The sequence below is a fragment of the Luteitalea sp. TBR-22 genome, assembly GCF_016865485.1.
Classification (GTDB): Bacteria; Acidobacteriota; Vicinamibacteria; order Vicinamibacterales; family Vicinamibacteraceae; genus Luteitalea.
The window spans coordinates 1,982,180-2,008,774 of the sequence record NZ_AP024452.1; the positions used below are offsets into that span (position 1 = coordinate 1,982,180).

General features: G+C 71.0%; 21 protein-coding genes. 11 read left to right on the top strand and 10 right to left on the bottom strand.

Going from position 1 to position 26,595, the window contains the following annotated elements; all coding sequences use genetic code 11:
• The first annotated feature begins 14 nt into the window (after positions 1–14).
• Complete coding sequence (locus tag TBR22_RS08085; protein ID WP_239492461.1) at positions 15–1,481, top strand: ATP-dependent DNA helicase RecQ; 1,467 nt, start codon at positions 15–17, stop codon at positions 1,479–1,481.
• Here TBR22_RS08085 and TBR22_RS08090 read toward each other — a convergent pair.
• The gene (locus TBR22_RS08090) at positions 1,478–2,584 is read right to left on the bottom strand and encodes an NADH:flavin oxidoreductase/NADH oxidase (RefSeq protein WP_239492462.1); all 1,107 of its coding nucleotides are present in this window, start codon (positions 2,582–2,584) and stop codon (positions 1,478–1,480) included. The genes TBR22_RS08085 and TBR22_RS08090 overlap by 4 nt on opposite strands.
• Positions 2,585–2,711: 127 nt before the next feature.
• Here TBR22_RS08090 and hmgA point away from each other — a divergent pair, with 127 nt between their 5' ends.
• Positions 2,712–4,049, top strand: a complete 1,338-nt coding sequence (gene hmgA / locus TBR22_RS08095; RefSeq protein WP_239492463.1) for a homogentisate 1,2-dioxygenase — start codon at positions 2,712–2,714, stop codon at positions 4,047–4,049.
• Here hmgA and TBR22_RS08100 read toward each other — a convergent pair.
• Positions 4,018–4,539 (bottom strand): hypothetical protein, encoded by a 522-nt coding sequence (locus TBR22_RS08100; RefSeq protein WP_239492464.1) that lies wholly within the window; start codon positions 4,537–4,539, stop codon positions 4,018–4,020. The genes hmgA and TBR22_RS08100 overlap by 32 nt on opposite strands.
• A gap of 38 nt (positions 4,540–4,577) precedes the next feature.
• Here TBR22_RS08100 and TBR22_RS08105 point away from each other — a divergent pair, with 38 nt between their 5' ends.
• A complete protein-coding gene (locus TBR22_RS08105) occupies positions 4,578–5,369 on the top strand; it encodes a 5'-3' exonuclease H3TH domain-containing protein (RefSeq protein WP_239492465.1) in 792 nt (263 codons plus the stop codon).
• Positions 5,370–5,426: 57 nt separating this feature from the next.
• Here TBR22_RS08105 and TBR22_RS08110 read toward each other — a convergent pair whose 3' ends face one another.
• Positions 5,427–7,322: a sensor histidine kinase gene (locus TBR22_RS08110; protein WP_239492466.1), complete on the bottom strand. Its 1,896-nt coding sequence runs from the start codon at positions 7,320–7,322 to the stop codon at positions 5,427–5,429.
• Between the two features lie 62 nt (positions 7,323–7,384).
• Positions 7,385–9,217, bottom strand: coding sequence for a phosphoenolpyruvate carboxykinase (GTP) (locus TBR22_RS08115; protein ID WP_239492467.1), 1,833 nt, complete (start codon positions 9,215–9,217; stop codon positions 7,385–7,387).
• A gap of 130 nt (positions 9,218–9,347) precedes the next feature.
• Between TBR22_RS08115 and cax the strand changes: the two genes are divergently transcribed.
• A complete protein-coding gene (gene cax / locus TBR22_RS08120) occupies positions 9,348–10,424 on the top strand; it encodes a calcium/proton exchanger (RefSeq protein WP_239492468.1) in 1,077 nt (358 codons plus the stop codon).
• A gap of 264 nt (positions 10,425–10,688) precedes the next feature.
• Positions 10,689–11,153: a cytochrome c gene (locus tag TBR22_RS08125; RefSeq protein ID WP_239492469.1), complete on the top strand. Its 465-nt coding sequence runs from the start codon at positions 10,689–10,691 to the stop codon at positions 11,151–11,153.
• Between the two features lie 87 nt (positions 11,154–11,240).
• Here TBR22_RS08125 and TBR22_RS08130 read toward each other — a convergent pair whose 3' ends face one another.
• Positions 11,241–13,409 (bottom strand): hypothetical protein, encoded by a 2,169-nt coding sequence (locus TBR22_RS08130; protein WP_239492470.1) that lies wholly within the window; start codon positions 13,407–13,409, stop codon positions 11,241–11,243.
• A gap of 233 nt (positions 13,410–13,642) precedes the next feature.
• Here TBR22_RS08130 and TBR22_RS08135 point away from each other — a divergent pair, with 233 nt between their 5' ends.
• The 3 genes from TBR22_RS08135 to TBR22_RS08145 all read left to right on the top strand — a co-directional run bounded on the left by TBR22_RS08135 (position 13,643) and on the right by TBR22_RS08145 (position 15,447).
• Entirely contained in the window at positions 13,643–13,819 is a 177-nt protein-coding gene (locus TBR22_RS08135) for a hypothetical protein (protein ID WP_239492471.1), read from the top strand.
• A gap of 27 nt (positions 13,820–13,846) precedes the next feature.
• A complete protein-coding gene (locus TBR22_RS08140; RefSeq protein ID WP_239492472.1) occupies positions 13,847–14,020 on the top strand; it encodes a hypothetical protein in 174 nt (57 codons plus the stop codon).
• Positions 14,021–14,088: 68 nt separating this feature from the next.
• Positions 14,089–15,447 carry a NupC/NupG family nucleoside CNT transporter gene (locus tag TBR22_RS08145; protein WP_239492473.1) on the top strand — a complete coding sequence of 453 codons (1,359 nt, stop codon included), beginning with the start codon at positions 14,089–14,091 and terminating at the stop codon, positions 15,445–15,447.
• Between the two features lie 135 nt (positions 15,448–15,582).
• Here the strand turns inward: TBR22_RS08145 and TBR22_RS08150 are convergent, their stop codons facing one another.
• The 4 genes from TBR22_RS08150 to TBR22_RS08165 are packed head-to-tail and all read right to left on the bottom strand — an operon-like array spanning position 15,583 to position 19,492.
• Complete coding sequence (locus TBR22_RS08150) at positions 15,583–16,854, bottom strand: glycoside hydrolase family 172 protein (RefSeq protein WP_239492474.1); 1,272 nt, start codon at positions 16,852–16,854, stop codon at positions 15,583–15,585.
• A 10-nt stretch (positions 16,855–16,864) separates the two neighbouring features.
• Positions 16,865–17,551: a hypothetical protein gene (locus TBR22_RS08155; protein WP_239492475.1), complete on the bottom strand. Its 687-nt coding sequence runs from the start codon at positions 17,549–17,551 to the stop codon at positions 16,865–16,867.
• A 50-nt stretch (positions 17,552–17,601) separates the two neighbouring features.
• The gene (locus tag TBR22_RS08160; protein WP_239492476.1) at positions 17,602–18,888 is read right to left on the bottom strand and encodes a hypothetical protein; all 1,287 of its coding nucleotides are present in this window, start codon (positions 18,886–18,888) and stop codon (positions 17,602–17,604) included.
• Between the two features lie 58 nt (positions 18,889–18,946).
• Entirely contained in the window at positions 18,947–19,492 is a 546-nt protein-coding gene (locus TBR22_RS08165) for a hypothetical protein (protein ID WP_239492477.1), read from the bottom strand.
• Between the two features lie 197 nt (positions 19,493–19,689).
• Here TBR22_RS08165 and araD point away from each other — a divergent pair, with 197 nt between their 5' ends.
• The 3 genes from araD to TBR22_RS08180 all read left to right on the top strand — a co-directional run bounded on the left by araD (position 19,690) and on the right by TBR22_RS08180 (position 25,142).
• Positions 19,690–21,417 (top strand): L-arabinonate dehydratase, encoded by a 1,728-nt coding sequence (gene araD / locus TBR22_RS08170; protein ID WP_239492478.1) that lies wholly within the window; start codon positions 19,690–19,692, stop codon positions 21,415–21,417.
• 186 nt (positions 21,418–21,603) lie between these two features.
• A complete protein-coding gene (locus TBR22_RS08175; protein WP_239492479.1) occupies positions 21,604–22,257 on the top strand; it encodes a response regulator transcription factor in 654 nt (217 codons plus the stop codon).
• Positions 22,258–22,286: 29 nt separating this feature from the next.
• Complete coding sequence (locus TBR22_RS08180) at positions 22,287–25,142, top strand: FAD-binding and (Fe-S)-binding domain-containing protein (protein ID WP_239492480.1); 2,856 nt, start codon at positions 22,287–22,289, stop codon at positions 25,140–25,142.
• Between the two features lie 267 nt (positions 25,143–25,409).
• Here the strand turns inward: TBR22_RS08180 and TBR22_RS08185 are convergent, their stop codons facing one another.
• Positions 25,410–26,429 carry an IS110 family transposase gene (locus TBR22_RS08185; RefSeq protein ID WP_239492481.1) on the bottom strand — a complete coding sequence of 340 codons (1,020 nt, stop codon included), beginning with the start codon at positions 26,427–26,429 and terminating at the stop codon, positions 25,410–25,412.
• Positions 26,430–26,595: the final 166 nt, after the last annotated feature.

Sequence of the window (26,595 nt, forward strand, 5' to 3'; positions counted from 1 at the left end):
CAGCGGGGCGGGGCATGGCTCCTCCCATCCCGTGGCCGCGCGTGCTCCGCACGTTGCGGCAGACCTTCGGCCTTCGTGCACTGCGCCCCGGCCAGGGCGAGGTGATCCGGTCGGTGCTCGCCCGGCGCAACACCCTGGCGGTCATGCCCACCGGGGCGGGCAAGTCGCTCTGTTACCAGTTGCCGGCGGTGCTGATGCCGGGCACGACGATCGTCGTGTCTCCACTCATCGCGCTGATGAAGGACCAGGTGGAGAAGCTGGGCAGCCTGGGCGTCGAGGCGCGCCAGGTGAACAGCGCCATCACCTCGAGCGAAGAGCAGGAAGCGCTCGCGCACATCGAGGAGGCGCGCAGCGAGTTCGTGCTCACGACGCCGGAGCGTCTCGCGTCGTCAGAGTTCCTCGACACGCTGCGACAGCAGCCCATCGACCTGTTCGTGATCGACGAGGCCCACTGCATCTCGCAATGGGGCCACGACTTCCGGCCCGCCTACCTGCAGTTGCGGCAGGCCATCGCGGCGCTCGGGCATCCACCGGTCCTCGCCCTCACGGCCACCGCCACGCCACAGGTGATCGAGGACATCGCCACCCACCTCGGCGTTGCCGACTTCGGCGTGATCAACACCGGGACGTACCGCCCCAACCTGCATCTCGAGGCGGTCGCCTGCGCCGACGAGGACGATCGCGCCACGCACCTGGCGCGCGTCGTCGCCGGCCTGGCCGGACCCACCATCGTCTACGTGCCGACCGTCAAGCTGGCCTCGTCGGTGCACGAACGCCTGTCGGCACGGGATCCGGGCACGCCGATCGGCCTCTATCACGGGCGGCTCGGGCGCGCAGCGCGTCACGCCTCGCACGACGCCTTCATGAGCGGCGAGGTGTCCCTCATGGTGGCGACCAACGCGTTCGGCCTCGGCATCGACAAGCCCGACATCCGCGCCATCGTCCACGTCGGGCTGCCGGGCTCGCTCGAGCAGTACTACCAGGAGGCGGGCCGCGCCGGTCGGGATGGCGAGCCGGCCCGCTGCGTCCTGCTGCACGCCCCGCACGACCGACGCCTGCAGCGCTACTTCATCGGCGGCGTCGCGCGTGGCGACGACGCCGATCCGGAGGCCAGCGGGGCCCGACGCGAGGCCGACGTGGCGCGCCTCGACCGCCTCGTCGCCTGGGCACAGTCTGGCCTCTGCCGCTGGGCGCAGGTCCTCGACTACTTCGGCGAGACGCTACCGGACCAGCGCTGTGGCCACTGCGACAACTGCGACCGCCTGCTGGAACGGCCGCTGCCGGTCGCGGCGCCGGAGGCCGTCCGGCGCACCGCCCTGCCGGACCCGGCCCCGGCGACCGCCGGCCTGCGCGCGGGCGTGGTCGTGAGCACGGCACACGGCCCCGGCGAGGTGGTCGCCGTGCACGACGACAAGGTGGACGTGCGCAGCCCCGACGGCACCGTGCGTACCTTCAGCGCGACGTTCGTGACGCCGGCCTAGCGCCCGGCATCGGTGCCCCGACGTGTCGGCGTGCCTGCGGGCGCGGCCCTGAGGTACTGCGCCGGCCAGGACAGCGCGTGGCCGAGCGATTGTGCCGCCAGCATCGGCCACCGCGGGTTGCGGAGCATCTCGCGGGCCAGCAGCACGAGATCGGCGTCGCCCTCGGCGACGACGCGCTCGGCCTGTGCCGGTGTCGTGATCAAGCCCACCGCCGCGGTCGGGATCGCCGCCTCGCGGCGGATGCGAGCCGCGAAGGGCACCTGATAGCCGGGGGCGATCGGGATTTGCTGGTGCGGCACGTTGCCGCCCGATGAGCAGTCGATCAGGTCGGCGCCCTCGGCGCGAAGTCGGCGCGCGAGGTCCACGCACTCGTCCACATCCCACCCGCCCGGCGCCCAGTCGGTGGCCGAAACGCGAACGGTCACCGGCAGCCCTTCTGGGACGGCGTCGCGCACGGCGCGCGTCACCCGGAGGACGAGCCGCGCCCGGTTCTCGAACGTCCCGCCGTAGTCGTCGGTGCGCTGGTTGCTGAGCGGCGAGAGGAACGCGTGCAGCAGGTAGCCGTGCGCGGCGTGGATCTCGAACACCCGGAAACCCGCCGCATGCGCGCGCCTGGCAGCGTCGGCAAACGCGGCGACCACCGCGCCGATGCCCTCGACGGTGAGCGCCTGCGGCTGCGGATACGTGTCGGAGAAGGGCACCGCGCTCGGGCCGACCACGTCGGGCCACCCACCCTCCTCGACGGGCGCGACGCCACCGCCGTCCCATGGGCGTCGTGTGCTGGCCTTGCGGCCCGCATGGGCCAGCTGGATGCCGGCAACGGCGCCCTGCGCCTGCACGAAGCGGGCGATGCGCGCCAGCGGCTCGACCTGCCCGTCGTGCCACAGGCCCAGATCCTGGGGGCTGATTCGTCCGTTGGCCTGCACGGCCGTGGCTTCAGCGATGACGAGGCCAGCGCCGCCGACCGCGAAGCTGCCCAGGTTCACGAGATGCCAATCGTTGGCCAGACCGTCGGTGGCCGAGTACTGGCACATCGGCGAGACGCCGATGCGGTTGGGAATGACGACGTCGCGGAGGGCGAGGGGCGAGAACAACGAGGACACACTTCAGGTTAACGCCGAACGCCGAACGCCGAACGCCGATTGCCGACTGCCGACTGCCGACTGCCGTCCAAGGTGACACGTCCCGTCGACCTGTGGTTACCTGAGGCTGGCACCCGAGGATGCTTCCATGAGCGACGCACGACCCGCGGCCGCCGTCGTGTCACCCGGCGACGTGCGCTACCAGTCCGGTTTCGGCAACGGTTTCGAGACCGAGGCGTTGCCCGGCGCGCTGCCCGTCGGGCGCAACTCGCCGCAGCGCTGCGCCTACGGCCTGTACGCCGAACAACTCTCGGGATCGCCGTTCACCGCGCCCCGCGCCAGCAACGAGCGGTCCTGGCTGTATCGCATCGCGCCGACGGTGGCGCATTGGGGCCCGTTCCGCCCGGCCGACATCGGCTGGTGGCGGACGGCGCCGGCGCCGGAGGTCGACCTGCCCCCCGGTCCCCTGCGGTGGGATCCGTTTCCCCTGCCGGACGGCCCGGCCTCGTTCCTCGAGGGCGTGCATACGATCACGACCGCGGGCGACGCGGCCACGCAGGCCGGCATGGGCGCGCACGTCTACCTGCTGACGCGCTCGATGCAGGACGAGTACTTCTACGATGCCGACGGCGAGCTGCTCTTCGTGCCCCAGCAGGGGGCACTGCGGCTGTGGACCGAGTTCGGCATCATCGACGTCGCGCCCGGCGAGATCGCGGTGATCCCGCGCGGCGTGAAGCTGCGCGTCGAGGTGCCAGAGGGCGCGGCGCGCGGGTACCTGTGCGAGAACTACGGCGGGGCGTTCACGCTGCCCGAGCGCGGCCCGATCGGCGCCAACTGCCTGGCCAACCCGCGCGATTTCCTGACGCCCGTCGCCGCCTACGAGGACCGCGAGGCGCCATCGCGTCTGTACGTGAAGTGGGGCGGCGCGTTGTGGGTGACCGACATCGCGCGGTCGCCGCTCGACGTCGTCGCCTGGCACGGCAACTACGCGCCGTACAAGTACGACCTGCGTCGCTTCTCACCGGTGGGGCCGATCCTCTTCGATCACGCCGACCCCTCGATCTACACCGTGCTCACCTCGCCGTCGGAGACGCCGGGCACCGGCAACGTCGACTTCGTGATCTTCCCCGAGCGGTGGATGGTCGCCGAGAACACCTTCCGGCCGCCCTGGTACCACATGAACGTCATGAGCGAGTTCATGGGCCTGGTCTTCGGCCAGTACGACGCCAAGCCGCAAGGCTTCGTGCCCGGCGGGATCTCGCTGCACAACACGATGCTGCCGCACGGGCCCGACGTCGACGCTTTCGAGCACGCCAGCACGGTGGCGCTGCAGCCACACAAGCTGGAGTCGACGCTCGCCTTCATGTTCGAAACGCGGTACCTGCAGCGGGTGACGGCCTTCGCGGCGCAGGCGCCGCAGCGGCAGCAGGGCTACGGCACGTACGGCCGCCACCTCAGGCGCCACTTCGATCCGGCACGGCCCTGATGGCCCCGCCGTCGGTGGTCCGCAGCCAGCGCGCATACACCATCGCCAGGGCGTCACTCGGATCGGCAGGCCGGAAGGCGCCGAGTGCGTCGAGCAACCCGGACGGCGATCCCACGATGCGGGCCGCGTCCTGCCGGCGCGACGAGGCGGCGCGACACGCCGCCACGATCTGCGTCGGCAGCGCCGTGATGGTGTCGCGTCCTGACGCCAGCAAGCGGCCGAGCAGCACGGCCATCGCCCGGGCGACGTCCTCGGGTCGATTGGCTGGTGCGACCGTCTCGCCGGACGACCTGCGCACCTCGACATCGCCGAACGGCGTGATGCCGACGGCGTCGAGGGAAGGCACCGACGCGATCGCGCCGTCGCCGGCGCCGATGGGCGCCACGTGCTCGGACAACCGCACGAGGACCGCGCAGGCTTCATCCGGTTCGAACCGCACCTGATCGGCGATGATGCGCCCGAGCGAGACAACGAGGATCGAGGGTCCCATCCTCGCAGCCTAGCATCGGGCTGCGTTGCCGAGTTGCCATGCACATCCACCTCATCGACGGCACGTACGAGCTCTTCCGGCACTATCACGCCATGCCCTCGCAGCGCGACGAGCAGGGGCACGAGGTGGCCGCCGTGCGCGGCGTGCTCGCCTCGCTGGCGGCACTCGTGCGACAGGGCGCGACGCACGTCGGGGTGGCCACCGATCACGTCATCGAGTCCTTCCGCAATGATCTCTGGCCCGGCTACAAGACCGGCGATGGCATCCCGCCCGATCTGTGGGCGCAGTTCCCGCGTCTCGAGGATGCGTTGCGGGCGGCCGGGTACGTCGTGTGGCCGATGGTCGCCGAGGAGGCCGACGACGCGCTGGCCTCGGCGGCGCGACTGGCGGCCGCCGATCCCCGGGTGACGCAGGTGCTGGTGTGTTCGCCCGACAAGGACCTGGCGCAGTGCGTGCGCGGCACGAAGGTCGTCCAGGTGCATCGGCGCCTGCGCGTCACGCTCGACGAGGCGGGCATCATCGCGAAGTTCGGCGTGCCGCCCGCGTCGATCCCCGACTATCTCGCGCTGGTGGGCGACAGTGCCGACGGCTACCCGGGCATCCCGGGCTGGGGCGCGAAGTCGGCCGCCGCGGTGCTTTCGGTGTACGGTCACCTCGAGGCGATCCCCGACGACCACCGCACCTGGCGCGCGAACCCGGCCAACCCGGCGCGCCTCGCGCTCGCCCTGCGGGAGCGGCGGCCGCTGGCCGCGCTCTTCAAGCGCCTGGCGACGCTGCGCGACGACCTGCCGCTGTTGGACGACGTGGAGGCCCTGCGGGTGCGCACCTGAGCGGGCCCGGACCACCTGGGCCGCCTGGGCCCGTTCCGGCACGGACCCCGGCCGTGTTCAGCGCGGCAACCACAGGACGAACCGGATGTGCGTGGCCGTGGGGGCGTAGCGGAGGTGTCCGCCCAGTTGTGCGGCCAGCGTCGAGGCGAGGTGGAGCCCGAGTCCGGATCCGGTCAGTCGACGTGCCCCCGGGCTCCGGTAGTACTTCTGGAAGACGAGGCGTGGATCGGGCCAGCCGGCGATGCCGGGCAGGTTCGAGGTCCAGATCAGCAGGCCGCCGCCCTGCCGGCGGTCGAGGGCGGCGCTCAGGTCCACGGGCGCGTCCTGCGCGCCGTGCATGAGGGCGTTCTCGACGAGCAGGCCGAGCAGGCGGCGGAGCGTCACGACGTCGGTCTCGACCATGTGCAGGTCGTCCTCCACCGCGACGACGACGCGGGTCGGCGCCGCCGCGTCGGCGCGCACCGCCTCGAGCAGCGGCCGCAGCTGGTGGCTGGCGATCGGCAGCGGGCCCGGCGCCTCGACGCGCTGCACGTCGTCGCACCGGTCGAGGACGCGCCCGATGCTGTCGATGGACTGCTCGGCGAGCTGCCGGAGGTCGGAGGAGGGCCCGGGTGAGCCGAGCGACATCCGGATCACCGCCAGGCCGGTCCTCACCTCGTGGGTCAGCATGGACAGCAGCTGTGCCTGTTCCTCGCGCTGCTGCCGCGCCTGTTGCGCCTGGCTCTCGGCGATCTGGGCACTCAGCACCGCTTCCGATCGGACCCGCGACACGCGGCGCGTCCGGACCAGCAGCACGGTCAGCATCACCACGCCGATCAGCGCGGTGAACCAGATCATGCCGTACACGAGGAAGTAGGTGCTCTTCATCCAGCCGTACTGGGTGAGGAACCACAGCGTCGAGCCCAGCACGCCCACGAGGGCGGCGCCGAGGTACAGGGGACGCGGTACCGACGGGCGGTGGGCCGCCGTGCTGTCCCACGCCCGGCAGGTGAGCGCGGCCACCAGGGTCGTGCAGGGCAGGACGAGGATGGTGCAGGCGTTGAGCTCGAGGGCGATGTCGAGCCGCCCGGCGAGGGTGACCAGGAGCAGGGCAGGCAGGATGAACAGCGGCGCGGTGACCAGCCAGGCCCCGAGGCGGGAGGGGCGGTGTTCCTTGACGAAGAAGTAGTAGAACCAGCAGGCCAGGTGGACGCCGATGAACACGGCGATGTTGAAGCCCTGGTCGAGCACGACGGCCGGCAGGTAGGGCGCGAGCAACGGCCGGGCGTAGCCGAGCACGTAGAGCGCATAGGGCAGGTTGGCGGCCTGCATCGCTGCGAACGCGTAGTCGGTGGTGGTGCGGCTGGCGACGGCGGAGAACAGGCCGATGAGCGCCAGCGCCGCGAGCAGCATGATGAGCAGCGCCGCCGTCAGCTCGTCCTCGCGGTCGGCGTTGGTGGCCTCGCGCCACGGCAGCACCTGCACGTGCAGTTGGCGCGAGCTCGTGGTCTGCATCCGCAGCCAGACGTGCCTCGGCACCGGGCCGATCGAGATCACGAAGGTGTGGGTCAGGGACCGATGCTCGGCGTCGAGCCAGTCGGTGCGGTCGCCGGTGATGCGCTGGCGCCCCGATGTGTCGGCCGGATCGAACAGCTCGATCTGGTCGACGAACACCGGCCGCATGCGGACGACGGCCCAGCCGGCGCCGGGCTGATCCGGCTGGTCGACGGCGGCAGGCATGGCGCGAACCGTGAGCCGTATCCAGTACACCGAGGGGCCGTACCCGGCGTTCAGGAAGGCCGAGTAGCGCTGGTACGGTCGTTGCCGCGCCTCCTCGAAGGACAGCCGCCCGGTGGTGTCCTCGAAGTACGCCTTCTCGGTGACGAGGTCCTGCGCGTGCGCCCGGGTCGCGCTCCCACCGAGCGCCCCGAGCGCCAGCAGGAGGAGTGCGAGGACCCGCGGCAGCCATGCCATCGCCTCAGATGCTAGCTGAAGCATCGCACGGCGCAGGAGTGGAATGTGGGTCGACGCTCTCCCTACAGCCGACAGATCAGCAGCTCGCGCTCGTAGATCATCTCCTTGGGCAGGTGCGAGTGGAGCTGGAGGAACAACTCCTCGTGCTCCATCACCTCCTTGCGCCACTGGGCGGCGTCCACCGACTGCAGCTTCTCGAACTCCGATTCCGGGAAGTCGAGCCCGCGCCAGTCGATGTCCTGGTAGCGCGGCATCCAGCCCAGCGCCGACTCGCGGGTCGGGACGCGGCCGCGCACCCGGTCGACGATCCACCGCAGGACGCGCATGTTGTCGGCAAAGCCGGGCCAGAGGAACTTGCCCTCCTCGTCCTTGCGGAACCAGTTGACGTGGAAGATCTTCGGCGTCTCGCTGAGCGAGCGCTGCATCGTGATCCAGTGCCGGAAGTAGTCGGCCATGTGATAGCCGCAGAAGGGCAGCATCGCCATCGGATCACGACGCACCTTGCCCACCGCGCCGGCCGCCGCCGCCGTCGTCTCCGAGCCCATCGTCGCGCCCATGTAGACGCCCGACGTCCAGTTGAACGCCTGGTAGACGAGCGGCATCGTGGTGGCGCGTCGGCCGCCGAAGATGATCGCGCTGATCGGCACGCCGAGCGGGTCGTTGAAGCCAGGGTCGATGATCGGGCACTGGCTGATCGGCGCCGTGAAGCGCGCGTTGGGATGCGCCGCCGTGGCGCCCGTCTCGTGGGCGATCTCCGGCGTCCAGCGATGGCCGCGCCAGTCGAGGCATTCCTCGGGCGGGGCCGCGGTCATGCCTTCCCACCACACGCCCCCCTCGGGAGTGAGCGCGACGTTGGTGAAGATCGTGTTGCTCGCGATGGTCGCCATCGCGTTCGGGTTGGTCTTGAGCGACGTGCCCGGGGCGACGCCGAACATCCCGGCCTCGGGGTTGATCGCGCGCAGGCGACCGTCGGCATCCGGCTTGAGCCAGGCGATGTCGTCGCCGATCGTCGAGACCGTCCACCCCTTCATCGCCCTGGGCGGCACGAGCATCGCCAGATTGGTCTTGCCGCACGCACTCGGGAAGGCGGCCGCGACGTACGTCTTCTCGCCGTGCGGATCCTCGACGCCCAGGATCAGCATGTGCTCGGCCATCCAGCCCTCGTCGCGCGCCATCGCCGAGGCGATGCGCAGGCCGAAGCACTTCTTGCCGAGCAGGGCGTTGCCGCCGTAGCCGGAACCGTACGACCAGATCTCGCGCGTCTCCGGGAAGTGCACGATGTACTTCTGCTCGTTGCAGGGCCAGGGCACGTCCGGCTGCCCCGGCTGCAGCGGCATGCCCACCGAGTGCATGCACGGCACGACGCGCTTGGTGTCGCGATCGATCTCCTCGAGCACGGGCAGGCCGATGCGCGCCATGATGCGCATGCTCGCCACCACGTACGGCGAGTCGGTCAGCTGCACGCCGATCTGCGACATCGGCGAGCCGACCTCGCCCATGCTGTAGGCCAGCACGTACATCGTGCGCCCGGCCATGCAGCCCCGGAAGAGGCCGCGCAGCGTCTTGCGCATCTCGAACGGATTGACCCAGTTGTTGGTGGGGCCCGCCGCGTCCTTCGACAGGGAGCACACGAAGGTGCGCTGCTCGACGCGCGCCACGTCGGACGAGTCGGACCGGGCGTAGTAGCAGCCGGGCCAGAGATCCTCGTTGAGCTTCGTGAGGGTGCCCGTCTCGACCATCTGCGCGCACAGCGCGTCGTATTCCTCCTGCGATCCATCGACCCAGTGCACCGCGGCCGGCGTCGTGAGGTGGCGCATCTTCTCGATCCAGCGGAGCAGGTGCGGGTTGGTCGCGAGGGGGGCCGACGGGTCTCGTCCGAGGGTCACGGTCGTCATGCGACTTATGATTCTATAACTGGCGTCCGGCCGCCCGCTACAGGCCACCTGCGGGGCGGCGCGCCACAGCCCCGGGCCTCACTTCCTGCCTCGAGCCGCGTAGTAGGATGCGCGCTCGCATGGAGCCTGCATGACGCGCGTGATCCGGTTCGCCATGCTGGCCTGCGGGCCAGTCGCCCTCCTGCTCCACTTCTGGGCGCCCGAGCGCCACCTGGTGATCTTCGCCACGGCCGTTCTGGCACTCCTGCCGCTCGCCGGCTACATCGGGCATGCGACCGAAATCCTCGCCGAGCGGTACGGGGGCGGCATCGGCGGCCTCCTCAATGCGACGTTCGGCAACGCAGCCGAGTTGATCATCGGTGCTCTCGCCCTGCGCGAGGGCCTGATCGACCTCGTCAAGGCCTCCATCACCGGATCGATCCTCGGCAACGTGCTGCTGGTGTTCGGCGCGGCGGCGCTGGTCGGCGGCTACCGGCGCCCGGTGCAGCGCTTCAACCGCACGGCGGCCGGCGTCGGCACGACGATGCTGCTCCTCAGCGTGGTCGGCCTGATCGTCCCCGCGTTGCTGCACCGCGTGGCCCCGGCCGAATCGGGGCTGCGGCTCGACACCGAGATCGCCGTCGTCCTCTTCATCACCTACCTGCTCGGCCTGGTGTTCACGCTGCGCACCCACAAGGATGCCTTCGGCGTCGTGGAGGCCAGCGGGCTCGAGGAGGGGTCGGCCGACGCGGTGCCGTCGGGCGCGTCGACCCGCAACGCGGTGCTCCTGCTGCTGGCCAGCACGATCGCCGTCGCGGTGGTGAGCGAGGTGCTGGTGGGGTCGGTGAGCGCCACCGCCGAGCAGCTGGGACTCACGCAGATCTTCGTCGGCGTGATCGTCGTCGCGCTGGTCGGCAACGCCGCGGAGCACTTCTCGGCCGTGACGATGGCCGCGCAGGACAAGATGGACACCGCGATTGCCATCGCGGTCGGGTCGTCGACGCAGATCGCGCTGTTCGTGGCGCCGGTGCTGGTGTTCCTCAGCTACCTGATCGCGCCGACGCCGATGGACCTGCTGTTCACGCCCTTCGAGATCGCCTCGCTCGGTGTCGCGGTGCTGAGCATCTCGTTCATCGCCCACGACGGCGAGACGCACTGGATGGAGGGCGTCCAACTGCTCGCCGTCTACGTGATCCTCGCGCTCGGGTTCTTCTACCTGCCTCACTGAGCGGCGCGCTGGAGCGCGTCGCCGTCACCGACACGGTGGCCCCGAGAAGCCTTTCCGTGCGTGCGAGGAAGTTTCCACGTCGCCCGCGCGAAAAGTCGCAGTGCCCGACTCGCGTCATCACTGCCTTTCGATATGGGCGCTGTCGCGGTACCGCGCGATCGGCCCACGACTTGCAGTGTTGCCGAGCATCGGGAGACAGACGCGCCGGCGGTCCCGTGACGCGCCGGCGTGGACTTGTCTGCATGCATCCGGGAGGAGGGCAGCATGTTGACGTCACGTGCAGCATGGGCAACGGTCACCAGCGCGGGAGCCATCCTGCTCGCGGCAGTCGTGGCCGGCACCAACGCGCAGCCGACGACCGCGCCGACCATCAAGAAGGTCCCCTATCACGACATCGCGTCAGTCGACGGACGGTCCAACTACGTCGCCTACTGCGCGTCGTGCCACGGCCTGTCGGGGAAGGGCGACGGACCTGCCGCGCCGGCGCTCAAGGCGATGGTGCCCGACCTGACGATGATGTCGGCCAGGCGCGGCGGCAAGTTCGACGTCCTCGCCATCGAGCGCTTCATCTCGGGCGTCGACAGGGCCGTGCCGGCTGCGCACGGCTCGGTCGACATGCCGGTGTGGGGGCCGATGTTCCGAAGCGGTGGCGTCTCCAACGCGACGGCGCAGATGCGGCTGACCAACCTGGCGACGTACCTCAAGTCGATCCAGAAGCCGCAGTCGTAGAACGCGAGGTCGGGCCGGCGCTGGCGGCCGGCCCTGCCTTTCCGATCCGCGAACCCCAATCCCCGATCCGCGATCGGAGAATCCGCCCTACGGCAACGCCACGTCCAGCGTGATGCCGTTGGCCAGGCGCACCAGTTCGTCCTGCGCCTTGCCGCGCTGCACTTCGAGATCCTCGATCTCCTTGCGGAGCGCCACGAGTCGATCTTCCTGTGCATTCAACTGGGTGGCGTAGCGCGCCACCAGCTGGCGCTCCTCGGCGCTCGACTTGAGCGCCTGGAGGTTCTCGCGGACCCGTGCCTGGTCCTTCTCGATGCGCTCGACCTCGGCGCGCCTGTCACGGAGAGCCGCCTGCAGCCGGGCGACTTCGGCGTTCTGGGCCATCACGGCCTTGAGCTGCGGCTCGGCGGCCACATCCACGTTACGGCCCTGGAGGATCAGCGCGACCTGGTCACTGGTGACGCTGGTCACGGCGACACGCGTCTCCACCTCGCGGACCTCCTCGACCTTGAGGGTCTGCGTGCCGCCCTGCGGCACCACCACCTTGAAGCGGTGCTGCGACGTGCCGGTCTCGGCGGGTTGGGGCGTGCCCGGCGCGAACGTGAAGCCATCGCGCTTCGGGTGCTCGATCACGAAGGTACGCGGCGCGGCATCGTCGTTGCGCAGGGTGTAGAGGGTGGTGCCGCGCTCCTGCACCGTCTGGATGAAGGCGCCCCGGCTGACACGGATGCGGCTCACCCGGCGAGGGCCGCCTTCGAAGCTGCTGGTGACGCGCGCGGCCAGGTCCACCGCGTACGACACCAGGCGACGTTCCTTCGGCTGGATCGGGTCGAGCAGCCCCTCGCCCGCGAACGCGCCGCCCTCGACCAGCGACAGGCTGCCGCCGTCGAGGGTCAGGCCGGTGTCGTTGGTGATCCACACGGCGCGCAGCGGCCGGGCCGAGTTGCTGCCGGCCGTCCAGAGCGAGACGCGCTCCACCGTGACCGGCGATTGCACGATCGGCACGAGCGCCGACTGGTTGCGGCGCACCGTGATGGGTTGGGTCAGCTTGTATTCGAACAGGTCACCGAGGTCGGCGCCCTGCGCCGCCGCCGGCGTCCGTGTGAGCCGGTCCTCGAGTTCGTTGGCCGACACGCGCGAGGCACGGAACTGCGCGGCAGGCGCCGGCGGCGGAGGTGCGCTCGGCAATCCGCCGACCACGCCACCGAGGGCCCCGCCAGGCACCCCGCCCTCGACCGATTCCGCCGCGACGCCAGCCTTCTCGGCACTCATCGCGCCGTCGTGGGTCTGCGGCGTCAGCATCGCCGCGCTCGGTAGCGGCACGACGGGTCGACGCGTGTACAGCGGCTGCGAAATCTGCTGGATGAACGACTGCGGCGCGCCGGCCACCAACGACAGCTCGACGTCGGTCCAGTCTTCGCCGAGCGTGTTGTCGACGATCGCCCAGCCCTGGAGGAAGGGCGCCTTGCCGGCGGCGGTGGGGATGACCAGCCGGTACGATGACTTCCACACCGGCACCTCGCTGACGTAGCTGACGAAGAGGTCGCGCGCGCCGGTGCCGCTGGTCGCGATGCGCAGCCGACGGACGTCCTGGGCCCGCGCCGACCCGACCAGGTCGAGGTACTGCGCGAGTTCGCCGCGCGCGTCGGCGTCCACGAGCCGCACGCCGATCCCCGACCCGAGCGTGAAGGTCCGCACGACGCCGGCATCGGTGACGATCGCGAGCTCCACCGTGGATTCGGTCTTCTCGCCGACCGTCCGTTCGCGTTCCTGCACGCTGAGCACCCGCCCGGTCACCGCGGCGCCGCTGCCCTGCACCTCGACGCGCGAGCCACGCAGGGCCTGCAGCAGGTCGGTGGGCGAGGTCGTCGCTCCGAGCGGCAAGCCGAGCGTCCGCAGGCGCTGTTCCAGCGGGGCCATCGAGTTGAAGGTGATGCCGGTGACCGTGCCGTCTCCGAGGTCGGTCGTCGTCAATGACTTCAGCACGTCGTCCAACTGGCCGCTGGTGAGGTCGATGGACACCACCTGGTCGCCGCGCACCCGGCCGACGTGCTCGAAGTACCCGACCCCGCTCTTGTACAGCACGACCCGCCGCACCGGGAGCTTGCCCGTCTCCGCGGCAGGCGCGGGCGGTGGGCTGGCAGGCGGCCGAGGAGCGGGCGCGCCCGCAGGTGGGGGAGCGACCGGCGATTGCGCAAGTGCCGGAGCCAGCACGCACGAGGCGAGGCCGGCCGCGAGGAGCCATGCACGAGTCTGCATGCTGCATTAGTACCCCGTCTGCGCGATCAGGTTCACGCGGCACGCTCGAGGCGGGTGACCCCAGGCCCTGGCCGCAGGACCGACACTGACGCCGCCCCCTCGGTGTTGGCATCGTCTGTGCTGTGGACAGGGGCAGGCGGAAAGGTCGCCCATACGTGAAACACGACAACTCTCAGCCTCAGCCTCAGCCCTCACCTGTCGGTGTTCCAGAGCTTCGCAGGCGTCGGGTCGCCGTGGGCGACGTGCTCGTCCGCCGTGACGACGGCGGCTATGGCATCTTCAACTACCGCGGCGAACGGGTCATGGACGCGCTGCTGGGGTCGCCCGCGGAAGCGGCGCAGTTGGCTGCCGACATCGTCTCGCCGTGGCGAGGCCGGGTACAGATCGACGACTCGGGCACGGGCGCCTAGGCAAGGGAGGCAGCAGTGATCCGGGTCATGCGACAGGGGGCTGCCTGGGCTGTCGTTCGTGATGGACGACTCCTGCGCGAAGGGGCAGGCGCCGCGGTCCACAAGACCAAGGCGTCCGCCGAAGAGCACGCGAGGCGACTGGCAGCCAAGCTCGACGAGGAACTCCGCCTGCCGGTCCGTGACGAGGACCCGCAGGACTGACCCGTTGGCCACCGGCCTCCCGACAGCGTGAAGGCAAGCTCGACGCTTCGTAGGTATACTCCCGCCCTGTGACCCACGCTCCCGGCAAGGCTCCGGCCCGCGCCCCCTGGCGCCAGGCGGACCTCCTCGTCCTCGGCGCGCTGCTCGGCGCGGCCGCCATCGCGGCCGCCATCGCCTTCCTCGCCAATGCGCCGAAGGTGCAGTCGCTCACCGGCCTGTGCGTGCTGCTGGCCATCGCGTTCGCGTGGTCGAGCAACCGCGCCGCGATCGACCGCAAGACGGTGGCCTGGGGCCTCGGCCTCCAGATCGTGATCGCGCTGATCGTGCTGCGCACGACGCCGGGACGCGAGGCCTTCGCGGCGGCGGGGCGCGGCATCAACTGGCTGCTCGACTTCGGCAACGTCGGCGCCGGGTTCGTGTTCGGTCCGCTCGGCAACAAGGAGGTGTGGCCGCGCATCATGACCGGCGCCCTCGGCCCCGAGGGCGCGCAGTACTCGGTGCTGTTCGCCTTCCAGGTGCTGCCGACGATCATCTTCATCGCGTCGCTGTTCGCGATCCTCTACTACCTCGGCGTGATGCAACTGGTCGTGCGGGCGTTTGCCGTCGGCATGCGCTGGGTGATGAAGGCGAGCGGCGCCGAGACGCTCAACGTCGCGGCGAGCATCTTCATGGGCCAGACCGAGGCCCCGCTCACCATCCGGCCCTTCCTCGCGAAGATGACGCAGTCCGAGCTCATGACGGTGATGACCTCGGGCATGGCCCACATCTCGGGCGGCATCATGGCCGCCTACGTGCTCTTCGGCATCGAGGCGCAGCACCTGCTCACGGCGGTCATCATGACGGCGCCGGGGACGCTGATGATGGCCAAGATCTTCGTGCCCGAGACCGAGCAGCCCGAGACGATGGGCACCGTCGCGCTGAAGCACGAGAAGACCGACGTCAACATCATCGACGCGGCCGGGCGCGGCACGTCCGAGGGCCTGATGCTGGCGCTCAACGTCGGCGCGATGCTGATTTCCTTCCTGGCGCTCATCGCCCTGCTCAACGCCATCCTCGGTCTCGCCGGCCTGAGCCTGCAGCAGATCTTCGGCTGGGTCTTCGCGCCGATTGCCTGGAGCATGGGCGTGCCATGGCGCGACGCGCCGGCCATCGGTAACCTGCTCGGCACGCGGATGGTGCTGAACGAGTTCGTGGCCTACTCGCAGCTCGGGCCGATGAAGGCGACGCTCGACCCGCGCTCCTTCACGATCGCGACCTTCGCGCTGTGCGGCTTTGCCAACTTCGCCTCGATCGGCATGCAGGTCGGCGGCATCGGCGCGCTGGCGCCGGCGCGGCGCAGCGACCTGGCGCGGCTCGGCTTCCGGGCGATGATGGCCGGCACGCTGGCCAACTTCGTCACCGCGACCATCGCGGGGTTCCTCCTGTAGCCGTCGGCCCTGGCCGACGGTCAGCGATCATCGCCGACTGCCACAGCCCCCGGTAAGGCGGGGTGTCCCACCCCGCCGTGAATCACCAACGGCGCGGTCGCGTGCCCTGAGCGCAGTCGAAGGGGAGACCGCGCCCTACCTCTGCGTTGCCCACACGCGCTCGCGCATGCCGTCGATGCGGCTGGCGGCGGGCGCCAGGGGCGGCAGGCCGTTGACCGGGCGATCCAGGTAGAAGTACGCGGTCGCCGACACGTCGTCGGATCGGTAGTAGTTCACGCCGCCCTGCGGATGGCGCGGGTCGTCGAAGGGCGGCAGCCCCTGGGCGTCGAGCAGCAGGTGGATGTCGGGCGCCGCCTTGCGGATGTCCATCACCGGCTCGCCCTTGAGGTCGAGCACCAGCACCGGCACCGCGGGCGCGCCGGCCGCCTGCATGGCCTTCACCTTCGCGATCGGTGCGTTGCCCATCTGCTGCAGCGTCACCCGGCATTCGCGCTGGAAGAACACCGGGTCGTCGAGGTGGTACCGGTAGAACGCGTAGAGGTCGGCCTTCTCGTCGGACACGAGTGACCCGTGATACCGGCCCCGGAAGGTGCCCTGACCCCAGCCCGTCCCGATGTAGTCCTCGGTGCCCGTGCCGACCAGCGTCGGCAGCGTCGAGTCGCCGTCGAGGAAGACCTTCACCTCGCCCTCCCCGAACCAGGTGCCGCGGTAGGCCTCGTGCCCGCCGACCACGCCGACGTGCGTCCCCAGGTAGCGGCCGCGGCCCGTCACGCGCGGCAGGATCTCGAAGTCGGTGCCAGGCGCGGTGCGCGGCACCCGGTGCCACGTCGCGTGGAAATACAGCACGTCGTCGGCATGGGCCTTCACGATGCTGTAGTTGATGTCGTACCAGATGAGCGCGTAGGACGGCGCCTCGTTGACCACACGGATGCGGGCGGCGGTGCGATACGGCATCGGGATGGTCGCGTTGAACGAGCGACCTTCCGGGTTCTGGAGCAGCGCGCTCTCGAAGGGCACGGCCAGGCCGAGCGAGGCGCCGAAGAAGTCGCCCATCGGCACGTCCACCGCCGGCGCAGTCGCGTCGTCCCACGTCATCAGGAGGCGCACCAGTCGGCGCTGCTCCGGGTTGCGCGGGACGGTGCCGCTGATCCAGATGCGGTGGATGATGCCCGCGCCGCGGATGTCGGCCAGGTCCACGCTGGCGCCTGGTGGCACGACGATGAAGGCCGCGCCCTTGGCGCCGCGATTGACACGGCCGCCACTGCCACTCGCGCCTGTCGGGTTCTCGGGGCTGATCCAGCGGGTCTCGACGTCCTGCATGCGGTAGAGGTCGTCGGCCGACGACTGGGCACCGGCCGTCGAGGCGGCCAGGCTGCAGGCCAGGCCGACGAGAGCAAGAAGGCGCATGGACGCGAGTCTACCTGTCGCCGCCCGGCGCCGACCGAACCTGTCGGGCACGATCGCCCGCCGGCGGGACCTCGAGGCGCAGTTCGAGTCGAGCGAGCGCGAGGGTGTAGCGCGAGCGCGTGTCGTCGCCGTCGACGCTGATCCACACCGCCGCGGTCTCGAGGGGCGCGTCGAGATCGACGGTGATCGTGAAGCCACCGTTGGCATTCGGTGCAGCGACGACGCGTTCGCTGATCAACGCGCTGGCGGGATGCTGGCGGGACTGCCCGATCTGCGACGGCGAGACGGCGACGTTGAAGAAGCGGATGCCGGCGATCCCGAGGTCCGGCGGCGCCAGCGCGAACAGGCGCTGCACCCACGCGGGCGCCACCTTGCGTTCCAGCCACCCGGGGCGGCGCGTGCCCACCTCGACCAGCCCGACGCGGAGGGCGTAGTCGTCGGCTCCTCGCTCACCCTGCCGACGCGCGTCGGTGCGCAGGGCGCCAACCACCCGTCCCTCCGCCCGCAGGCCCCGCACCCAGCGGGGCGAGTCGAGCGGGTACACCAGCGGGGCGGCCGAGGCGTTCACCTCGACGCGCAGGCCTTCGGCGCCGAAGTCGACGACGTGCGGCGGGATGCCGCGGTACCGCAGGACTTCCCAGCCCACACCAGTGGTCAGGGGAATCACGAGCAGCAGGGCGAGCGGCCACGGCGTCACGGCTGCTGATTGGACGCCAGCACGGGGGGCGGCGCCCCGGGGGGCGCGGGCTAGCCCTGGCCGCAGCGAACCAGGGCCAGTTGCTCCCGCTTGTACTTGAACGCCTCGACCCAGGCGTCCAGGCCCGTGTAGGACTTCCTCGTGCCGGGCGCGGTCCAGGCGAGCGGCTCACCGAGGGCCTCGACGCGCGCGGCCGTGAAGAGCGCTCGGAGATGGTCGTCGGTCAGGCGCTGCAGGCGCTCGACGAGGAAACGGCGGCCGGCCTCGCCGATGCGAGGGTTGGCCCGTGCGCCGGGACCGGCATCGAGCGCCGGCGTGACGTCGGCGCGGCAGCCGCGCACGTTGCGATCGGGATCCTCGGCCGGCGGGAGGAACACCGGGCGCATGGCCCACCGCCCGAGGTCGATCTTGCCGGTGCGGATCGTGCCCTTGCCGGAACTGCCGAAGGTGGCGCCCAGATCCTGGATCATCGCCAGGGGGGCGCGGCAGGCCCGCGCCCCGGGATGCTCGAACAGCGCGGCCACGCCGAGCGGCCGCGCGTCGAGTGGGTGGACGTCGCCGGCCGACAGGTCGAGGGCCTCGGCGCACACCAGGCGCTGCTGCGCGGGCTTCCTGTCGCCATGCTGCACGAAGGCGCCCAGCAGGCTGAGCGCGTCGAAGTGGATCCGTTGACGATCGCGGTCGGCTCCTGGCGGCAGTGCGGTGATGGCCGCGTCGAGTTCACCGAATTGCCAGCCCTGGTCGGCGTTGGCGCTCGAGAGGATCGGCGTGCCGCGGAACGCCGGCTCGGTCACGCCGAGGAACGTGCGCGTGGCGCGCGGCCCGGTGCCCGCCATCGGGTTCTCCGGGCACTCCAGGCACTGCACGGTGAGCGGCAGCACGATGTCGGACGGGAAGCCGAGCGCCCAGAACAGGCGCACGGCGACGACCTCGGCGAACACCTCGCGATTGCCGGTGCGCGGCTGCCCGTCGTAGTACTTCACGCGCAGCAGGCGTCGGTTGGCCGTGCGGCAGGTGAACTTCGGGGTGTTGCCGCCCATCTGCGCACCGCCGGACTCCCAGGTGCAGGGCAGGCCGCCGGGGGGATTCAGGTCGGCGCGGCCGCCGCTGGCCGGCGTGCCTCGCCCCTCGACGATCCGGGCTGGCGAGGGGAGCTCGCGGTCCTCCCACAGGATCGCCGTCGCCAGGTACGCCTGGCGCTGGGTGGGCGAGGTGACCAGGACCTTCGGTCGCTCCTGTGCAAGGCCGGTGGCACCGAGCGCGGCGACGGCCGCGAGGATCGCGGCCAGTCCCAGGCCGTGTGCGCCACTGTTGGGGGGCCGAGGTCCGACGGGCATGCGCGCCATTGTACGAAGGACCGGACGGGACCGCTCGTCCGGTCGGGCCGGGCCGGGCCTACTTCGCGGAGTCGAGGGCGATCAGCAGCGCGTCGGTCCAGATCATGTCGAGGCGATCGCCGACCTTCACCTTCTCGAGCGCCTTCTTGTCCTCGACGCGCGAGGAGTACTTCCAGTCGTTGGGGCCGACCACGGTGATGGTGCTCGCCTTGCGGTCGATCGCCGTGACGGTGGCCGTGATGGCGCGCTGCACGGCGGCCGTGCCGCCCGGATGCTGCCCCTCCGAGCTGACCGTGGCGGCCGAGGCCGTGTCGATCGCCTTCTCGCCGGCGGGCTTGACGCGGACGACGAGGTTCTCGTAGTAGCGTGCGGTCACCTTGTCGCCGACCTTCACCTCGTCGAAGCGCTTCATGCCGGCGGGGGCGACGGTGGTGAGGAACGTGCCGTCGGTGCGCTTGAGCGTCAGGGTCCGACTCTTGGACTCGATGGCCTGGACGGTGAGCGTCTCGACCTTCGTCTCGTAGGTGATCGTCTTGGTCGCCTGGCCGGCCGCGAGGCCAGCCGTCATCAGGAGCAGCGCGAGCGCGCGAACGGCATGAGTCATGACACGGTAGGCTACCTGAAGCGTGCTGGTCGTGCCAGTGCCCCGGGGCCGCCGGGGCGTGGTGGCGAGGTGCGGCATGCGCTCGACGCACATCCGTGGGAGCATGACGGGCACGACGCGAGCGATCGACGGAGCACGCTGGAGGTGAGGCTCCAGGTGGGTCCGTTCCGGGACGGCGGAAGCGACAGGCGTGACCGATGACAGAGAGAGCGAAGGGCAAGCGACGCAGCACAGGATGGTTCAGCGGCATCGATCGCAACACGTTCATCCACCGCAGCTGGATGAAGAACCAGGGCCATCCCGATCACGTCTTCGACGGCCGGCCGATCATCGGCATCTGCAACACCTGGTCGGAGCTCACGCCGTGCAACGCGCACCTGCGCGACCTGGCCGAGCACGTGAAGCACGGGGTGTACGAGGCCGGCGGATTCCCGCTCGAGTTCCCGGTGATGTCGCTCGGCGAGACGCAACTGCGGCCGACGGCGATGCTGTTCCGCAACCTGGCCAGCATGGACGTCGAGGAGTCGATCCGCGGCAACCCGATCGACGGCGTCGTGCTGCTGGTCGGTTGCGACAAGACGACGCCGGCCTGCGTGATGGGCGCGGCGAGCGTCGACCTGCCGACGCTGGTCGTCTCCGGCGGCCCGATGCTCAACGGCAAGTTCCGCGGCCAGGACATCGGATCGGGCACGCACGTGTGGAAGTTCAGCGAGGAGGTGCGGTGCGGCCTCATGTCGCCCGAGGACTTCCGTGATGCAGAGGCCGGGATGAGCCGCTCGGCCGGTCACTGCATGACGATGGGCACGGCGTCGACGATGGCCTGCCTGGTCGAGGCGCTGGGCCTGGCGCTGCCGACCAACGCGGCGATTCCCGCCGTCGACGCGCGCCGCCGCCGCCTCGCCCACCAGGCCGGCAACCGCATCGTCGCGATGGTCGAGGAAGACCTGAAGCCATCGCAGATCCTCACGCGCAAGGCGTTCGAGAACGCGGTGCGCGCGGTCAACGCGGTCGGCGGATCCACCAACGCCGTGATCCACCTGCTGGCCATCGCCGGGCGGGTCGGCGTCGAGTTCACCCTCGACGACTGGGATCGCCTGGGGCGCGACGTGTCGTGCCTGGTCGACCTGATGCCGTCGGGTCGGTACCTGATGGAGGACTTCTACTACGCGGGTGGCCTGCCGGCCGTGCTGCGGGAGCTCGGCGACCTCATCCACCGCGACGCGCTGACCGTCACTGGCAGGACCCTCGGCGAGAACATCGACGGGGCGCCCAACGACAACCCCGAGGTGATTCGGCCGCAGGACAACCCGGTGGTGCCCGACAGCGGCATCGCGGTCCTGAAGGGCAACCTGGCCCCCGACGGCGCGATCATCAAGCCTGCCGCCGCGAGCGCCGCGCTGCTCAGGCACACGGGCCGCGCCGTCGTGTTCGAGGACATCGACGACTTCTACGCGCGCATCGACGACGAGACGCTCGACGTCGATGCCTCGTGTGTGCTCGTCCTGAAGCACTGCGGGCCGAAGGGCTACCCCGGGATGCCCGAAGTGGGCAACATGCCGCTACCGCCCAAGATCCTGCGGCAGGGCGTCACCGACATGGTGCGCATCTCCGATGCCCGGATGAGCGGCACCGCCTACGGCACCGTGGTGCTGCACGTGGCGCCCGAAGCGGCCGTCGGCGGGCCACTGGCGCTGGTGCGGTCGGGCGACATGATCGCGCTCGACGTCCCGGCGCGGAAGATCTCGCTGCTGGTGGACGACGAGGAACTGGCCAGGCGCCGCGCCGCCTGGCAGCCGCCGGCGCCGATCACCAGCCGCGGGTACGTGAAGCTGTACGTGGACCACGTGCTGCAGGCCAACGAGGGGGCGGACCTCGACTTCCTCAAGGGCGGCAGTGGGTCGGCCGTGCCGCGGCACTCGCACTGACACGGGAGGGAGCGCCGCGTGTCAAGGGATCAGGGACACGGGGGCGAGTCACAAGGGTTGCGTGGGACGAGGGGCAAGGTGCGGTAGGGACGAGGGACAAGGGAGGGACAACGGAGGGACAAGGGACAAGGGAGGGCGGCTCCCAGAGCTCTGCTGTGGCAGAATCCTCGCCGGAAGGGACTTTCGATGAGCACGATTCGCGTGGTCCTCGTGGACGACCACGAGACGGTGAGGCAGGGGCTCGCGCTGTTGTTGAACGGGTTTCCCGACGTGGAGGTCGTGGGCGAGGCCGGCGACGGGAGGGCCGGCGTCGGGTGCGCACGAGAGCAGCAGCCCGACGTGGTGGTGATGGACGTGGCCATGCCGGGGACCAACGGCCTCGAGGCCACCCGTGAGCTGAAGGAAGGCAATCCGGGCATCGGCGTGGTCGCGCTCTCGCGCTACGGCGACGACGCCTACGTGCAGGAACTGTTGCGCGCCGGTGCGTCGGGCTACGTGCTCAAGCAGAGCGCGCCCGGCGAGTTGCTCAACGCGATCCGTGCCGCGGCGGCCGGTCAGCATTACCTCGACAAGACACTGAGCGCGCGGGTCACCGGCGCCTACGTCCGCAAGCACGCGCGCACCGCCGGGCCCGAGCCGCCGTCGATCACCGAGCGCGAGGCCGAGGTCCTGCGACAGATGGCCTGGGGCTACAGCAACAAGGACATCGCCGCGCGTCTCGACCTGAGCGTCAAGACGGTCGAAGTGCACAAGGCCAACGCGATGCGCAAACTGGGGTTGCGTGGGCGCATCGACATCGTGCGGTACGCGCTGCTCCAGGGCTGGCTGCGCGAGGCCTGACGCACGCCTGTGCGATCCTCGTCGGCGGGATGAACACGTCCGTCGGCAGTGCCCCCGCATCACTCCGCCGCGCGCTCGAGCAGGTCATCGCCCCCGAGCGCGTGCTCACGCGCCCGATCGACATCGCGGCGTGGGCCTCCGACGCCAGCTTCTATCGCCCTGTCCCGAAGGCCGTCGTTCTCGCGGCCTCGGTGGACGAGGTGCGCGCGCTCTTCCGGCTCTCCCATGAACTCGGCCTGCCGCTGACGTTCCGCGCGTCGGGCACCAGCCTGTCGGGGCAGGCCGTCACCGACGGCATCCTCGTGGAGGTCAAGCGTCACTGGCGTCGCCTCGAGGTGCTCGACGGGGGCGCGCGCCTGCGCGTGCAACCCGGCGTGCTCGGCGGCGAGGCCAACCTCGCGTTGCGGCCGTTCGGGCGCAAGATCGGGCCCGATCCGGCCAGCCTGGCCGCATGCGCGCTCGGCGGCATCCTCGCCAACAACGCCTCGGGCAAGTGCTGCGGCGTCGCGCAGAACGCGTACCACACGCTCGACGCGATCACGTTCCTGTTGCCGTCGGGCACGGTGATCGACACGGCCCAGGCCGACGCCGACGCACGGTTCCGGTCGGCCGAGCCGACGCTGGCCACCGGCCTGCTGGCGCTCAAGGCGGAGATCGAAGCCGACGAGTCCTTGTCGGCGCGCATCCGGGCCAAGTACCGGATGAAGAACACGACCGGGTACGGCCTGAACGCGTTCCTCGACTTCTCGCGTCCGGTCGACATCTTCGCGCACCTGCTCATCGGCTCCGAGGGCACCCTCGCCTTCATCCCGGAGGCCGTGCTCCGGACGGTGCCCGACCTGCCGCACAAGGCCACCGGCCTGCTGCTGTTTGCCACCATCGACGACGCCTGCCGGGCGATCGCGCCGCTCAAGGCGGCGGGCGCGAAGGCCCTCGAACTGATGGATCGGGCGTCGCTGCGCGCCGTCGAGCGCCAGTCGGGCGTGCCGGCGGAGTTGCAGGGCCTGTCGGACGGCGCGGCGGGGCTGCTCGTGGAGTTCCAGGCCGAGACGCCCGACGCGCTCACGGCCTACCGGACGGAGGCCGCCGCGGTCGTGGCCGGGCTCGCCGGCTTGTCCTTCCCGGCACCCTTCACCGACGACCCGCGGCAGATCGCGGCGCTGTGGCGCGTGCGCGAGGGGATGTACCCGTCGGTGGGGGCGGTGCGCAAGAGCGGGACCACGGTGATCATCGAGGACGTCGCCTTCCCGCTCGAGCGCCTCGGCGAGGCGGTCGTCGACCTGCAGGCGCTCTTCGCGCGTCACGGCTACCCCGAGGCGATCATCTTCGGCCACGCCGGCGACGGCAACCTGCACTTCGTCATCACGCAGTCGTTCAACGACGCGGCCGCAATCGATCAGTACGCGCGCTTCATGGACGATGTCGTGGCCCTCGTGGTGGGGAAGTACGACGGAGCGCTGAAGGCCGAGCACGGCACCGGCCGCAACATGGCGCCGTTCGTCGAGGCGGAATGGGGCGGCGCCGCGCTGGCCATCATGCGCCGGCTGAAGGCGCTCGCCGACCCCGACGGCCTGCTGAATCCCGGCGTCATCATCAACGACGACCCGCGCGCGCACCTCACGGATCTCAAGTCGCTGCCGTCGGTCGAGGCGTCGATCGACACCTGCGTCGAGTGTGGCTTCTGCGAGCGCGTCTGCCCGTCGCGCGACCTGACGCTCACGCCACGCCAGCGCATCCTCGTGCGGCGCGACATGGTGCGACGCGAGCAGGCCGGCGAGTCGCGGGCGTCCCTCGACGCCCTCTGGCAGGACTACGCGTACGCGGGGCTCGACACCTGCGCCGTGGACGGCATGTGCGCGACCGCCTGCCCGGTGGCCATCAACACCGGCGCGCTCGTGAAGCAGTTCCGCCACGCCCGGCATTCGCCGACCGCCGAGGCCGTGGGGATGACGGTTGCCACGCGGTTCGGGCTGGCGGAATCCCTGGTGAAGATTGGCCTGCGCCTGGGGCACGTCGTCCAGGGCGTGCTCGGCCCCGGCGCCATGCCGGCCGTCACGCGGCTGGCGCGCCGCCTTGCGGGGCCGGAGGTGCCACTGTGGACGCGCGAGATGCCGCGTCCCGCCGCCTCGCTGCCCCGGACGTCGCGGGCCGACGTCGCCGCCGTCTACCTGCCGGCGTGCGTCTCGCGCGTGTTCGGCCACGTGCCAGGCGAGGCGTCGACGCTCTCACTGCCGGACGCGCTGGTGGCGGTTGCCGCCCGGGCCGGTCGTCCCGTGTGGATTCCTGACGACGTGCACGGGACGTGCTGCGGCACGCCGTTCTCGTCGAAGGGACTGGTCAGCGGGCACCGTCAGGCCGCCAATGACGCCATCGAGCGCTGCTGGACGTGGTCACAGGAGGGGAGGCTGCCCATCGTCGTCGACGCCAACTCGTGCACGCTCGGCCTGCGCGAGTGCGGCCCGGCCCTGACGTCCGAGAACCGCGCCCGCCTGGCCTCGCTGCGCATCGTCGACAGCGTCGCGTTCGCCCGCCAGGACCTGCTGCCGCGCCTCGACGTGACGCGTCGGGCCGGCCGCGTCGCGGCGCACCCGACCTGCTCACTCGCGCACCTCGGCCACGCCGACGACCTACTGGCCCTGGTGGCCGCCTGCGCCGAGCACGTGACCCTGCCCGCCAACGCCGGCTGCTGCGGCTTTGCCGGCGACCGTGGCTTCCTCTTCCCGGAACTCACGGCGAGTGCAACCCAGCGGGAGGCCGTCGAGGTGCGGGCCGCCGCCTGCGACGATCACGTGTCGGCCAACCGGATGTGCGAGGTCGCGCTGACCAGCGCCACGGGACGTCCCTACAGGTCGGTGATCCACCTGCTCGAGGAAGCGACCAGGTAGGGCGCGAGTATGAAGTGGCTGGCCGGGTCAAGGGCAGATCAGTCCCGTCGCGGGGGCGCAGGCCCCCGCGCGGGGGGATACATCGGTCCTGCCTCGGGGGATCGGGCTGCTCCAGTCGAGTATTCGCGCTCAGGGGCGCACTAGGTTGCTGCGGGGCGGGGTCGCACATCGGTTCCTCGTGGTCGCCCGAAGGCGCCAGAACCGCCCTACTCGCGATCACCCGCGCGTGGCAGCCGACCCCAGCAGGGCGGTGCCGCCGTGGCGCGGTTACCCGGCCAGCGGCGCGGCGTTGGTCCGGTGCGGGTCGAAGCGGGTGCCATCCCGCCAGATCGCATACAGGATGCCGGTCAACTTGCGCGCCAAGGCCACGACGGCGACCTGGCGCCCGCGCCGGTGCTGCACGGCGTCGACCCAGTCGCGGAGCGGCCCCGGCTTCAGCGTCCGTTTCGCGCAGTGCGCGGCCTGGACGAGGCACCAGCGCAGGCTGCGGCTCCCCGCTTTGGTAATCCCCAGGTGACGCGTCCGCGCGCCACTCGAGTCCTGGCCGGGCACCAGCCCGACATACGCCTCCACCGCGTGCGCGCCGTCGAAGCGCGTGTGGTCGTCGAGCGCCGCCACAAACCGCACGGCGGTCACCGGGCCGACTCCGGGGACCGTCAGCAAGCGGCGCGCGACCGGGTCGCCCGTGGCCCAGGCCGTCACCTCGCGGTCGGCGTCCGCGATGGCGGCATGCAGGTGCTCCAGCAGCTGCAGCTGCCGGGCCACGTAGCTCGGGAGGGGCTCGCCTACCGCGGCGCGGACGCGCGCCCCGAAGGTGTGCACGCTGCCACTCGCCAGCCGGCGGCCCTGCGTCCGCAGCCAGCCGCGCACGGTATTGAGCAGGAGCGTGCGACTGCGCACCAGCCCGTCGCGCATGCCGCAGAGCGTCTTGGCCGCCCGCGCCTCGGCGCTCGGGATATGCACCGACGGCAGGTCGATGCGGCAGGACACCTCGCTGAGCACCTGCGCATCACGCCGGTCCGTCTTCATCCGGCGCGCCCCCACGCCCAGGGTCGGCGCCAGGGTCGCCGGCACCACCCGCACCTCATGCCCGGCCGCCCGTGCCGCGTCGGCCACCCAGAAGGCCTCACTGCACGTCTCGACAATCACTCGGCTGCCGGGCCGCTCGCCCAGGTACCGCGGCACCTCCTGCGTCCGCAGCCGCCGCTCCTCGACGACGGTCCCGTCGGGCCGCCGCACGCAAATCTGGGATTCCCTTCCGCCGAGATCGATTGCAACATGGTCCATGGCTGGCTCCTCTCACTGTGTGCCTCGAGCACGTGTCAGTGTGAGCGACGGGCCTCCCGTCAGCTCGCGGGGGCCAGCCACTTCATCCAATCTGTCTCCCCTTCGACGTCGCTCGGGGCCAGCGACTCGCGCCGTTGGTCACGGCGCCCCGGGTGTAGGCGTCGAC